This is a genomic window from Pelagibacterium halotolerans B2, assembly GCF_000230555.1.
Taxonomy (GTDB): domain Bacteria; phylum Pseudomonadota; class Alphaproteobacteria; order Rhizobiales; family Devosiaceae; genus Pelagibacterium; species Pelagibacterium halotolerans.
Genome location: NC_016078.1, coordinates 2,683,812 through 2,697,974, shown reverse-complemented (window position 1 = coordinate 2,697,974; position 14,163 = coordinate 2,683,812). Strand labels below are relative to the sequence as shown.

The following is a 14,163-nucleotide window of genomic DNA, read 5'->3' as shown; positions in this document are numbered from 1 at the left end:
GTTGCGGAAGGGTTTCTTTCCTTATCGGCATCGCCTGGCCGAAATGTGCAACGCGCCCTACCTCGAAGGTCACTCTGAAACCTCATCAGCCGTTCCATCGAAACCAAAATGTGGATGAAGCACCGCGTCAGTGTACGCCTGGAGTTCTTCCGTGGAGGCGAAAGGTACCTGGGCAACGAAATACTCATCGCCGGCCGGTTTGTCCCCTCCGAGCCTCGCTGCCAGATGGCCCTTACCCAGCAGGCGCTCGGCGCCCTTGACCCCAAGCGCAAGTACCGAACCCGCTTCACCGGCGACCTTGAGCACGAGCCGGTTGTTGAGGTTGTCGCGGATACCCGGAGGGATCGCCTCCTGCGCGGCGCGCTGGGTGATCATGATCACATGGATACCGCAGGCGCGGGCCTTGGCGGCGAGCCGGGTGACCTTTTGCTGGATCACCTTGCGGTACTCGTCCGAGCTCGCCATCCAGTCCGCCATCTCGTCGTGAATGACGAAGATGTAGGGCAGCTGCTTTTCCGGTGGGACCAGGCGGTTGTATTCCGAGATCTTGGGAACGCGCTTTTCCTTGATCAGCTCGTAGCGCCGGTCCATCTCTCTCACGACCGTTTCGAGCACCATCTCGGCCTCTTCCTGATCGGTGACGATCTCCTGCGCCATATGGGGTGCGTTCTCGATCCAGGGGAAGTCGACGCCCATCTTGGGGTCAATGAGGTAGATCTGCAGGTTCTGGGGCGAATTGAGCGCCACCATCTGCAGCAAAAGGCTCTGCATCAGGACGCCTTTGCCAGACCCGGTCTCCCCGGCAATCAGGGTGTGAGGACCATGCTCTTCGTTGCGGCCATACTTGTCGCGCAAATTAAGCCAGAGCGGCTCTCCCGTGTCCTCACGCAGACCGAGCAGGAAATTCGAGATGGTCTGCGGCGATCCCGCGGGCCATTTGGTCTCGAGCCAGACCCGTGCGAGATCGACCACCCGGCGCTCCTGGGCGGCAACGAACAGTGAAATGCGCCCGAGACCCGCTCGAATATCGGTGACGTCGAGGCCGAACGTGGTCCGCAACTCGGTGAGCTTGGTGTTGAGCTTGGGGACTGTCAGGGTGGAGTGGCCGGCAAAATTCACCAAAACCCCATTGGGGGTGGAAATGGTCGGCGGTACGGCCAGCTGCGCGACCATCTTGAACTCGGTCAAGGCGGCCTGAAGATTGCGGGCGGTATCGGCGGCGAACCGTTCCTCGGCCTCTTTGACCCGCCCGGCACCCTTGCCTTCGGCGACGCTACGCATAACAGCTTCAAGCGCCGGCGGCAGACCCGGATTTTGGCGGAAGATCTCGACGACCGGGTCCGAAGCCTCAATCACCTCGTCATCCTCGGCTTCAGCCTCGTTTACCGTTATGCCCTGCGCCACGGCTTGCATCAGGGCATCGTCGACCGACGGTGCAGAATCGGCAGGCGGAGCAGCATCAGTCTCTGGTGGAGCGATCGGCTCGGGCAGGATGGCGGTACCCTCTCGATCCGGCCGAGGAAGATCCAGCGCCGGCGCGCCTTGAGGATTGACCAGAAGCTGGAGCAAAGCGGAAAGCGATTTCTGGCGCACCGTATACTGCCAGACCGCATCGTTCTGCTCGGCGGCAGCCACCGAAAGCGAGGCCGAGGCGACATCATCGTGGACCACGACGATCGAGCGCCCTTCGGCCTCGTATTCGACCTCGCCATCGGCAACGGCCTGTCGGAATGCCTCGAGCTCGACATTGTCGTCGAAGAAGTGGATGTAGTCGGGCCGGAGCGACATCAGATAGAGCAATTGCCGACCCCAGGCGCGCTTGGCCATGAGATCGGCCTGGGTGACAAAATGCGTCTCGATTGTCGCCAGTGTCGATACCACCTGGTCCCGGCTCGATTTGGCCTCGAGCAGCTCGGATGCCTGGCTGACGCACTTTGCTTCAACCACGGTCATGGAGACGACGAACTTGCCGTCCTCGCGACGGATGGCGAGCGCGAGCGTGTCGGCCAGCTTGCCCTTGTGGCTGAAAAAGGCTCGATTGTCGTCGAGCGAGAACCAGATCGGTTTGACCGCGCCGACAGATTTTTCACGATCGATGATCGCGGTGGCGGCCGCCAGGCCGACGATCTCGCGCGCAGCCGATCGGGAGCGGGCCGAAGACAGGATCTTCTGACCGCAAACCTCGACCACCGTGTTGACGACCTGGGCGGCCAGCGTAGCGGCGTTGGAGCCGAGGTAGCTGTCCTGCATCTGGGAAAAGTCTTCCTGCAGATGGCGCAACAGGTTCTGACTCGGTTCGCGCGAGGAGACGAGGACCCGCATATCCACGTCAGGCAACTGGATGTCGCGGATCACCTTGATGCCATTGACCGCCAGCATCTGCCGGCTCGACATGGCGTCAACGCTCACCACCCATTCGCCGAGTTCGTGTGCCTTGCGGATCGTGTTGGAAACGTCCGTGTCATTCCAGTTTACTCTCTGGATCGGCAGGGCACGCTGGCCGGCCGGCAGGACTTTGGTATCTTCTGACGCGACAAAGCACAGGTCGGTGAACTGGGCCACCGCCCGGGGCGGGCGCGACGCGGTCATGAAGATCTCGATGGCATTGGTCGCGATGTTGCCGGCCGCGTCAGAATCCGTGCGGCGCCGGGGCAAGGAGGCGTTGCGGAAATCGATCCCTTCGCCGAGATCCTCGGACGCCCCATCCACCAGTTCCCAGGCCATGCGCGCATGCTTGAAGAAGGCATCATGCAGGAAGACGACGTCGATATTGGAGCGCCGTCCCGGTGTCGTGGGGTCACCGCGACCCACCCCCACGCGCAGCCGTGAGAGAAAGCCTTCGGTCACCTCGTCGAGGTTCTCCCCGCTCAGGCGGGCATTTTGCTTGGTATAGACCTCGCGCAGTCGCGATGAGCTGTCATGGGTGATGAGCAGGCTGGCGCGCAAATGTCCCTTCTTGCTCATGCGCTTTTCAAGATCCTTGGCCACCAGGCCGGCAAGACTGACCGCATCGGCGTTGTAGAGGGCGGCCGAGAAATTGCCTTCCTCGTGAGGATTGAGCTCGATGAACTTGTCGGAAGCGAGCATGAACTCACGGCAGGCGATGCCGGCGGTGGCCTCGAGCTTTTGCTCGCTCGAAACCCGGGAGTCCACGGGAACGGCAAGGCTGTAACCCGCGCAGTCCTCGACCATGGCGAACGGACTGAGGTCATAGGAAACCACTTTGGGAAAGAACCATTCCGCAAAGATCGACCGCTGGACATCGGTCGCCCGCTCGAGGCCGTCGACCGATGTGTTTTGCGATCCGATGGCGAGCCTGATGAATTCGGCGAGATCGCGCGCCTTTGCCTTGCGCTCGAGGAGGCGCAAGGGATGCCAGGCCGGCACGATCAGGGCCTGTCCATTCGATGAGGGCAGCAGGCCAAACTCGACGATCGGGCGCAACAAGGTCTCGCGCACGGTTGTGCGGTTTCCGAGTTTCTCACGCGCCACGCGACACAGCTCACCAAAGGCTGCGGCCTGATCCTCGATCAGACTGCCCGCATAGACAGCTTTTGGATCCTTGACGATGGCTGAAACCGCAGCGCCGAAGGTAGCCCTGAAACTGGCCATTGCGTCCGAAATCGCATCCCGAGCCTCGGGCTCGATCGTGCGACTGATAACGGCTTGGTCGAGGGCGGCAGGGATGACCGCAAAGAAATCATTTTCGGCCGGGTGATCGAAGGGGTCGGCGGTGGAGCCCGCCTCGCCACCGCCAATATCGACAAAGCTCGTCGTATCCGTCAGTGACGCCGGAATACCGCCGACGGCCGCGCCCTGCTTGAGATCGAAATGCCCGGTGACGACACGCACCAAACCATCGGTGGTCGCCTTGCCGAAGGCCTCGATATCCTCGGGCCATGCAAGAGCGATGCTCGAGGCGCCCGGCTGCCAGAACAGGCGCACCTGCGACGGTGCAATTTCACCGTCGACCTTGAGCCTGAGCTCGAATTCGATCTGGTTGGCGCCGGCCGACTGGCTGCGGGCCTCGCCGCGGGCGGTGAGCCATTTGCCGAATTCGAAGGTGACGTGATCGGACAGAACGTCCTGGACGAGCTGGCCCTCGAGGCGCAGCAGCTTGACGAGACGCGGGTTGAGATCGGTCCAGGCCGAGGTCTTCTCCCCGTTCTTGATCTTGACGATCACCTCGGCGTCCGAGGCGATCATCCCGTCCTCAGCGTTCTTGATCAGCAGCGAGCGCACGCCTTTGACGATCAGCGACAAGAGGTCGGTCTCTTTCACCTCGTCGGTGAAGAGATGCCGCCGCCAGCTCTCATAGAGCTTTTTGTCCTTGACCGTTCGGATCTGATCCTGCCAGGCGTTGAAAAACTCCCGGTCCTGCTCGGGGGTGTTGGTGCCGGCCTCGATCCGCTCGAGATATTCCTGGGTCGCCGGTTCCTCGAGGCGCGCCGGATACTCGTTTTCAATGAAGGAACGTGTGCGCTGGACCAGGGTCGGGGTCTGCTTGCGCGCCTTGAAGGCGAAGACGTTCTTGCCGAAGTCATTCCACTCGACGACTTCGCAGAACCGGCGCTGGCTCGGTCGCCATTCTCCGTGCCGCAAATGCTTGCGATCTTCGATCAGTTCGACGATCGCCTCAGCCATCACCTTTTCGTCGGCCTTGAACTCCCCATCGCGCTTCGCAAGGTAATCGAGGATCGGCTCGACGGGCATCCGGACCGATTTGGCGTCCAAAAGGTAAGGGACATCGGAAAGATCCCGGCACGCATTCCTGAACATGGCCTTGAAATCGGCAACAAGCTTGACCCGCGGCTGGCCCCGGACAGGAATGGCGCCGAAGCTGGCCAGCGGCAGCTTGAGGGCCGGAGCGGACTTGCGCAGGCGATTGTCGAGCGGCTCTTCCTTGAGCGCCATGAAGCTGCGCACGAACTCGGCGAACTGATCGAGGTCCTTGGTGACGTCGGCCGCATCGAGCCCTGCGAGCATTGCCGATATCCATGTCCGGTGCTCGTCGCCCTTGATCGCGTCTCCGGCGCCTTCAAGAATGACCGCGAGCCACAGATCGGATTTGTCCTGGATAGATCGGCGATCAACGCGCGTGACGGCGTTGAGGCTTGCCCCGACGGTGTCACGCTGCTTGTCGGACACGGCGAACAGGACGACGTCGGCTTCATCGGAATTGCGATACGAGACGCCGGGGCGATCAGTCAGGAACCGGGCGTCGAGGGCGCGTGCAAGAGTCGGGTCAACGTCCCTCGAGATGGCAAGCGTGACCGACTTTCCCTCGATCACCGGGAAATGGCGCGCTACGCCGGCCAGGTGCTCGGGTTTGAGACCGGCGAGCAGCATCAGGGTGCGACCGGATTTGCGATCAACCTCCTGACCAACCATACCCCAGATGACGCGCCCGATCAGGTCGGCGCGTTCGATTGCATGGCGGTCGGCAGCCTCGGGGGCGGTGGTGATCGCGTTCATGATTGTTCGTCCCGGCTGTAGACGTTGGAGACAAAGGCGCAGTCGTCCGACAGCCGCTTCACGTAACCAAGGCCCGTTAGGCGCTTTTCCAGCACCCGCAAATTCTCTTCGAAGGCCGAAACATCGCAGGGTGGCTCATCAAAGGCCTCACGCTGCTCGGCCGGACCGATAACGATCCCGTAGCGCTTGTAGAGCTGTGTGAGGAAATCGTCGATGGTGATGGGGCCGCGGACAGTCGCGAGCACCAGGGCCTCGAGGAATTCGTCGGACGCCGAAAACCAGGTGCCCGCGCTGCGGCGGGCGACGACGAAGCCGCTGCTCTTGCCCAGAGGCGTGATCATCGAGGAAATGTTGTTGCGGTCGCGACGCTTGGTTGCGGAAATGAAGGCCTCGAGCCAGACCTCGGGTTTCTTGATGCCTTCCGAGGCAGCCGCCTTGTCGGCCCACCGCTTGGCATCGAAGGTCCGCACAATGGCGTCAACGGCCATCTCAGAACGGGTTGGAGCATCTTCGTGCGCGAGCGCCACGTTCCAGGCATGAACGCCAGCAATCTTTTCCCGAATATGGCTTTCGACGGCGTCGTCGATCACCTGCTTATGCCGGTTGAGATAGTTCTTGGATACGTCGCGCAGGTTGGAATTGGCGCCACCGGTCATATCGAGCGGAATGGGGTCGACCGCGTTGCCGCTGACCTCCCGCGCGCGGTCGGCGAAATAGCAGACGAGGTTGAGCGCCGTCATGCGAAACAGCGGCTCGAACTTTTGCGGCGGCGGCAGACTGCGCAAGGTCAGGATCGCATTCCAGTCCTCGGCCAGGCGGTCATAGGCGGGATGCGAGTCGAGTGGCAAATATCCGATCGCCCCGCCCTGGGTGCGATCATTGGTATTGGGGACGAGGCGAGAGGCCAGTCTTTCGGCCGGATCGCTGGTGCTCAAAAAATACTGTTTGACCTCGCGCGCGACATCGCTGGCGCGCGCCGAACGGTTGAGCATCAGATAGATCATCTCCCCGCCGCGGCCGAAGAAGGCGCGGTCGGCGACATACTTCAAGTCGACATCATTGAGGATCAGACTTGGGCCGCGCGGTGCGAGGAATTTCGAGGTGTAGCGGCGATTGTTGAGAACATCGAGCTCAAGGCCCTTGATGATCCTGACGGCCTGGCGTGCATCCTCGAAATTGCCATCGAACCGGTCCTTGAGATAGGCGAAGTTGACCCCGCCGATCCGCACCTCGTTGGCAAAGCCGCGATTGAGAGCCTCAACCCAGGCATCGAACCTGTCCTGTGCTGCGATGCGCTCATCTTTGGCGATGCGGTCGAGCGAATTGTCCCTGAACAGGATGTAGCGCAGCTCGACTGACCGGATGACCGGGATGATGATGGATTCGTGGGTCTGGGGCGTATGCCCCTTCTGGTTGAAAATCCGCGTTTCGGAATAGTGCCGCCCGTCGTCGCCGAGCTGGAGAACCCGGCAGATCGCTAGGACCTCGAGCACCAGCATATAGGGCAGCTGCTCTTCGACGAACCGGTGACCGAACAACTCCTCTTGCACCCACATGAGGGTGTCGGCACCGTCGCCGAGATGAGAACGAAGCGTGACGGGGCCTGCTGGGGCTTCGACGGCATCAAGCATCACAGTTCACTCTCCAGGGCGCCGATCGAGCGTTCGGCCAGCGTTTCGCCTTCGGTGTCGACGGCCTTGAAATTGGTGCCGTCTTCCTTCTCGCGATCAAGAATGCGTCCGACGCATCGGATCTGGAAGTTGCGCACATCCTGGAAGCACTGATTGGAAAAGCTCATCGGCAGGGCGCCGTCGCTGACCCGCATGAGGTATTCGAAAAGGGTGGGCGTGAGCGGCAGCGACGCCAGGGTTTCAACAGGTGTATAGGACGCGATCAGCTGCAGAAGGGGTGGTCGGCCGGGAGACGCCGGGGCGGCCAGGTTGAGGTTGTAGGGCTTGCCCGACCAGTTGATCGGGCCCGTCACGAGGATGGGGACACCGGCGCCCTTGTAGACACCCGAGGGTTGTGTCAGCCAGAGGCGGTCCGACGTCTCGGTCAAAGATCCCGTCAGGGCACGGTTGAGCCCTTTGACCAAGCGCGGCCGCGTCCTGCGAAACATCTCGGGGTCGCGCTCGTCCTCGCTCAAAAGGATGTTGAGGTAGTGATCGCCGTAGCTGTGCACAGAGAGCTGCCAGGGGCTTTGTTCTCGCGCGTCGGGCGCGGCATCGGGCCACTCAAAGAACAGCCGGCGCCGCTGCGCGGTCAGGATGCGGCGAAGCTCGACAATATGGTCGGTCGGGTTCTCGATATAGTCGGCCCGCGCCTGTGCGTAGCTCGCGCTGCCATATTGCGGGTGATCGATGCCGTCGAGCTTGGCATCCATGAGGATGTCGTCGAAGAAATTGTTGGTCTCAAACCCGATGGCGAATTCATTGAGCGCCGAGAACGCAGCATTCTGGGCACGCCGGGTCGGCGGATGGTTATCGCCGAAAACGTTGGTGTAGGGATTGGTGTAGGCGTACTCCCCGTCCGCGGCGCGCTGGGACGCCCGCGCGCAGTTGAGCAGTGGAGTGGCATAGACATTCTTGGCGTCGCCGAGCAGCGCGTTGACCACAAGGATGATGATCTGTCGGATCGAAAGATGCCGCTCGTCGGCTGCCGAGATCTCGACCAGTGCCCGAAGGCGGGTGCGCATCGAAGCGTTACCATCTTTGAGCAGGATCTGCCGGTTGATCTGGATCGGGCACCGACCCTGAGCACCCGTCTCGCACCCCGAGCCACAATCGCTCCAGCGGGGGTGGTTGCAGATTTGATCGATGATGGCGTTGATCGTAGAGGCGTGCGAGGTCCTCGACATGTTGACGAGGCGGAAAGAATAGGGAGACGGAGGCACCTCCTTATCGTCGCGCAGGAGCTCGCGAAAGATCGTGAGGATATCTCTGCCGGCGGCGCTGCCACCCATGTGTTCTTCCCACGAGCGCAGCAGATGGCCGTCATTGACGCAAAAGACAAACACCTCGCGGGGGTCCGGATCGGTGAACGACGCGATCATCCGTGGCACCAGAGATGACTTCTCCGAGGCGGTGACCTCGCTCATGTCCTTGATGAAAATGATGGACCGGCCGGTTTCCGGATCGGTAAAGGACGTGATGTCCTTGAGCGTGGTGGGGCCGCCAAGGCGCTCGAGAACCTTGCGGGCGGTATAGGTCTTTCCGTCCCCCGCGGTACCTGTCAACACCACGGACCGGGCCGGAGACCCTCGCAGATCGTCGGCGATCTGGCTGGAATGACCTTCGGGAATGGAAATCGGCTCGACCCCGGCACGAGCGGCGGCTTCGACGACGAACTCGTCGTACATGTTGTTGCCGTCAGATGTTGGCCCATAGGCCGCCAGGAAATCCACCAACGCATTATTGTTCATTCCTGCCCCCATTTCCCCAAAACCCAATCCCGACAGAGCCTTGCCCGCACCTTCGGCATTAAAACTGGAGGACTCGTTAAAGTCGAGCCCGCAGCCCGTTACTTGTGACAGGTCAGGCACATCTTGGACTGACCATAGAGATCATCGATATCGATCGGCTCCCCATCCGGACGCAGCGGGTTGGGCTGGATCTTTGCCTTCATGCGCTCGAGGCGGGCGGCATGATCGCTGCGGATCTGGGCCACGCGATCGGGATGAGCCAACTCCTCGAGAGACTCCCCTTGGCTCCAGGTGAAGGGCGAGCCGTGTTTCACGGCCGTCTTTTCGTAGGACTTGGCCTCTTCGAAGGCCTCGGGGTGGCGCTCCATCAGGCGCACCCACTCGATCTTTTGCTGGAAAAAGCAGAAGGTGCAGCCGCTGCGCGAGCGCCATTCATAATATGACGGCAGTCCCAGGCCCGAGGCTTCGAGCAGCTCGATCACGCCGGCCTTGTCGACTCCGTCTTCACGGAAGGGAAGGCGGACGGACAGGTTCTGCGATTTCGAACTGTAGCCTTCGCGGTAATCCTCGTCGGACCGGATCGCCACATAGGAAGTGACTTCGTCGCCGTCTTTGAGCATGGGCTTCACCCAGTTCTCGAACGGGCGTAGCTTGAGCATGCGGGTGCACCAACGCGTCTGCGCCGAGGGCAGGAACGAGTTGTACTGCATGAGCCAGAAATCGAAATCCCGGTCGGGATTGAGCCTCAGGATCGGCTTTCCGAGGACCCCCTCAAGGCGCCCGAGGTATTCGTAGACCTCGGGAAGCTCCTTGCCGGTATCGGTGAAGAAGTACTCGATGTCGAGCTCGGGATGGTGGTGGCGCATATAGACCGCGAGTGCGGCACTGTCCCTGCCACCCGACAACCCCAGAACGTGGCGTTCAACCATCAGACGGCCTTTCTCTTGTCGTCGTCCTTTTCGGACGTCAATATTCCGGCGCCGTACCGCGCGAGAGCGGCCAGCACCAGCTTGCTGTCGGCACCCGACATCTGAGCGGTCAGTTTGGCGACGAGATCGTCCACCACCACGCCTTCGGCCTCGCTGACATCGAATTCGCCAAAGACTGGTGCCGGTCGCCCACCGACGTTCACAACGAACGCCATGGCCTCACGTTTGTCCTTGCGGCCCTTCACATGAGCAAAGGCTTCGGCCCGGTTGAATTTCTGCGCGAGCGTGGCCAGCCCCATCGCAGCCCGGTCGATATCGGCATCGGACCAGTCCCGCACCGGGCGATTGGCCGCAAGGCTCGCCAGACCTTCGATGTCCTCGTCACTGCCCTGGAATGTCGCGATGCGCCCGACGAACGCCTCGAGCTGGAAATCACCCGCCAGTTCCCGAATGTTTTCGGCCCGGGCCCGCAGATCGGCGATCGCATTGGGCGAGGCGTTGGGGACCTGCAGCTCGGAGAGCAGTTCAGAACGCATGCGGTGGAGCATCTCGGGGTGCGCGGAGACTAGCTCTTTGAGGCCTTCGCGCACATTGGCGATGACCACATCATGGTCGACACCCTGGGCCGAAAACAATCCGGGAAGATCGTTGAAGATCAGCTTGTTGGGGTCGGCAGCTTTCTTGAAGACATGCCGCACCGCGGTGGCGTTCGAAGAGAGGCGCTGGGTGCGCTGGGACCATGGCGACAGACGCGCATAGATCGCGACGAGCCCGCGTCCCACATCGATCGGCTCGAGATTGCTCAAGGTGTTTTCCCGATCGAGATCACGCACCACGTCAGCAAGGCCGGACAAAAGTTCGCGCGCATCCTCACTGAGATCCATCCACCGGACCTGCAACAACGTGGCGTCCTTGACGAGGTAATCGATGTCGATGTCGCGCAGGAAGGGCTGGAAGATGCTGTCGCGATAAAACGCCAGCGTTGACCGCATGGTCATCAAAAAAGCGATCGCCAGAACCGGCATGACGCCACGCTTGAGGCCGAACGGCTTCTTGCTCCAGAGGGTGTAAAGCTCGTCGAGCGATACCGACCGCTTGGCGTTGGCCTTGAGGTATTTCTCCGCCGCGCTCCAGAACGACCCGAGGCCGGCGGGGTCTTTACCTTCACGCGGATCGAAAAAGCCAAAACTATCACCTTGCTTGCCATGCAGACCGGTCTTGGCGAGCAAGGACATGTAGAGGCCACCTTCGGCGGGAAACCCTTCGATGCCGAGCCGCTCGAGATGGCCATCGGCGACCATTTTCTTGAGCAGGACATTTTGGGCCGCGACAGCATTGCTCGATGGCTTGATCCGGTTGAGCAGCTCATTGTGCAGCACTGGCGCCTTGACGAAGCGGTGGTCTGCGAATTCGGATGCCATCTGGCTCAGCTGGCGCAGTGGCACGCGTTCGACACGATCCTTGCCGTGATGCCACTCGACCTGCTCGAAGGCTTTCGTCACTTCCGATTCAAACATCGATTGCGCAGCGGCCAAACGCGCCGAAACCTCCCGCCGGGCAACGGCGTCGCCCTGCAGATCGGGGTGGGCTCGGACCCGGCCAAGGGCCTGGACCTCACGGGCGAGATTGAGAATGTAGTCGGTGCTGGCGGCGATCCCGAAGGCGGTATCCCAGTCGGCGTTCGTGGCATCAACACCCTTGAACATTGCCGCCAGGTCCTTGAGGGTCTCACCCTGGTCCGGGACCACGAGCACGAACTGCCCGATGGTGCCATCGGCCGGCCTATAGCTTTCGATGTGTTTCTCGAGCCCACTCGACAGGACGATATCGAGATCGAACCAGCGCAGCGCACCAGTTTTATGGTAGTGGCGCTTGCACAGGACCGGCTGCAGCCCCGAGAGCGAGCGCACCAGTGCCATGTCGGGCTGGGGATGCTCCCCGATTTCGGCCTCGATCGCGGCCTCGATATCGAAGTCGCTGCCGGCATAGACCGCAAAGCCGCCCAGGAACTTCTTGAAAACGACGAGCGACCACTTAGCGAGCTGCTTGAGCACCGCATCCATCTCGGATGCCGAGCTGCCGGTCACACACACGGCGAGAACCGCTTCGGAGGCGGAAAGCCCCGAGCGATCCTTGAACAGATCGATCACGGCAATCGTCTTGAGCACCCGAAGATGCACTTCTTCGCCACCCATGGCGCCGCACCGATCGATCGCCTCGGCCGCCACCGCCCAACGGTGGCCGTCAGGAGAGGACAGAATGGCCGGCTCGAGATTGACCCGCAGATAGTCCCAGAGCCGGTCTGGGGTGAACATGCCGCTCTGGGAGAGCCGCAGGAAATCACGAAACCCGTGCGGTTCAGCAGAATTGAGAAACCCAAAGATGCTGCGCTGGTTCTGACCGAACCGTCGTCGCGAGATCGGTCCAAGCAGGGCCGACGTCGCCGGGTGCAGGGGCCAGCACGTCGCCAGCAGATCCGTGAGAGATTTGACAGCTTCGGCTCGGCCGGACGCGATAGATGTAGCGATAACCTTGGCCGCGGGAAGGTGTGCCTTGTTCCCCGGCTCGCCCTTGATGGCGCGCGAGAGGATGGCGATCTGTTCTTCCGTGCCCACATTGACCGGCAGGTCGATGAACCGGCCATGGATCTTGGTCCATTCATCACGCAGATCGCGCGAGAGCTTGGCCGCATATTCGTCAAAAGCCTGGTGAAGGATGCCGACGAACACAAGCCTGCCACTGCTGCGCGACGCAATCTCAGCCACTTGCTGGATCAGGTGAACGTCACCGTGACCGCGCGCCACGGCCTCGAGCATCTTGCCCATTTCGTCAACAAAGACGAGCAGCCCACCATGCTTGTCGGTTTTCTCGGCCGCCAGACGCTTGAGGGTGTCGAGGACGGCAGTCTCTGTCCACACCGTGTCCGCCGGCGCAAATTCCGACCTGACGAGCGCTTCGCCAAAGATCGCGACCGGGTCATCCTTGCGGCCAACGATCCCGAGAATGCGCCACCCCTTCTTGCGAGGTGGCAGCTTGTCCCAGATCTCGTTGGCGACGTCCCGACCGATGATCCCGGCCGCTTCATCGCGCAGCGAGCCGTTGCCGTTCATCAGCGCACTCAGCGCGACTACAAGGCTCGATTTCCCCGAGCCATAAGGGCCTGTCCAGGTGAAAGCGGCCTGCCCGGTATCCGAGACATGCTCGGCCATCGATTGCAGAATGGCGACCGAAGAGGGCGGACAGACAAACCCGCGCAGGGCTTCGGCATCGCCGAGATCGGTATCGATGCGCACGGCACGCTGAAAGCGGGGCTCGATGGCGACGCGTTCAATAAGGCTCATGACGCTACCCTCATGGAGCCGGCAACGTCTGAATAATCATGCGCCACAAACTCGAGGGCACCAGTCTCGTCGATGACGCGGCGGCGCAACACCTGCTTGAACCCGGCGGTCTCGGACCACATCAGGGCGCCACCGGTGAAGGCTTCGAGATCTGCGAGACGATCGGAGAGATCGGCTTCATCGAGCAGGAAAACCCGCCCGGGAGATCCTGGCTCATAGGCGATCGCCTCAAATGACAGCGAATTGCTGCGCGAGCTTGTAGATCCCGCGTAACGCTCCCAGAAATTGAGCAGAGCATAAAGGAATACGCCCATGCCAAGCGTGGGCTTGGCGCCGCGGACCATGCGGAACCCGTCCTTGCGGCCGATCGCGCGGATAAGGCCGAGCTCGACGAGTGGGGATTCAAGACTATCCTCATGCACCGCCCCAACCGAGACTGCGCGCGACGCATAGGTCCTGATAAAGCAATCCACGTCACGCTTGATGGTGGCGTCGGAAATTCTGGGCCATTTGCGATCTCGAGCCAGGGCTACAAGCGCTCGCGTGATGCCGTCGCGCTCGAAGTCCGTGTCAGGCAGGTAGCCAAAGACCCAATACCATGTCGTACGGTTTGGTCGGCCGCACAGGCGCCAATGGGCAAGCCATGACGTGGCGGCGATCTCCATGAAGGGGTCCAACCCTTGCGGACCAAATATCAGTTTGCCTAAAGGAGTAACCTCAATGCGTCCGGTCGCATCGGCCGGCGTCACCATGCCAACCGATTCCGACCAATACCTAATCGAGGCGACCATGTTCTTGCCCACGCCAAAATGCCCTATGGCGTCGTCCGACAAAAACAATTTCCTGTTCGGCTCTGATTCGGGACTTTCCGATACTGCGTCCACTGCCTTTTTCAGCCAGCCATACTTGAGCGGAAAGGTCTCATGCCCCGAAAATTGCGGACGGTACTCTAATTCGTAAAGCGGGCCTCTAGCCATTACTGAACCTGCCAAGCGGG

At 61.4% G+C, this 14,163-nt stretch carries 6 protein-coding genes; all 6 read right to left on the bottom strand.

Going from position 1 to position 14,163, the window contains the following annotated elements; genetic code table 11:
* Positions 1-69: 69 nt before the first annotated feature.
* Positions 70-5,475: an FtsK/SpoIIIE domain-containing protein gene (locus tag KKY_RS13120; protein ID WP_014131849.1), complete on the bottom strand. Its 5,406-nt coding sequence runs from the start codon at positions 5,473-5,475 to the stop codon at positions 70-72.
* Entirely contained in the window at positions 5,472-7,106 is a 1,635-nt protein-coding gene (locus tag KKY_RS13115; RefSeq protein ID WP_014131848.1) for a methylation-associated defense system protein MAD7 family protein, read from the bottom strand. Before KKY_RS13115 ends, KKY_RS13120 begins: the two co-directional genes overlap by 4 nt.
* Positions 7,106-8,896, bottom strand: a complete 1,791-nt coding sequence (locus KKY_RS13110) for a hypothetical protein (protein ID WP_014131847.1) — start codon at positions 8,894-8,896, stop codon at positions 7,106-7,108. Before KKY_RS13110 ends, KKY_RS13115 begins: the two co-directional genes overlap by 1 nt.
* 98 nt (positions 8,897-8,994) lie before the next feature.
* Positions 8,995-9,825, bottom strand: a complete 831-nt coding sequence (locus tag KKY_RS13105; RefSeq protein ID WP_014131846.1) for a phosphoadenosine phosphosulfate reductase family protein — start codon at positions 9,823-9,825, stop codon at positions 8,995-8,997.
* The gene (locus tag KKY_RS13100; protein WP_014131845.1) at positions 9,825-13,166 is read right to left on the bottom strand and encodes a P-loop NTPase family protein; all 3,342 of its coding nucleotides are present in this window, start codon (positions 13,164-13,166) and stop codon (positions 9,825-9,827) included. Before KKY_RS13100 ends, KKY_RS13105 begins: the two co-directional genes overlap by 1 nt.
* Positions 13,163-14,143 carry a DUF4007 family protein gene (locus KKY_RS13095; protein ID WP_014131844.1) on the bottom strand — a complete coding sequence of 327 codons (981 nt, stop codon included), beginning with the start codon at positions 14,141-14,143 and terminating at the stop codon, positions 13,163-13,165. The genes KKY_RS13100 and KKY_RS13095 overlap by 4 nt, the downstream gene beginning before the upstream one ends.
* Between the last annotated feature and the right edge of the window lie 20 nt (positions 14,144-14,163).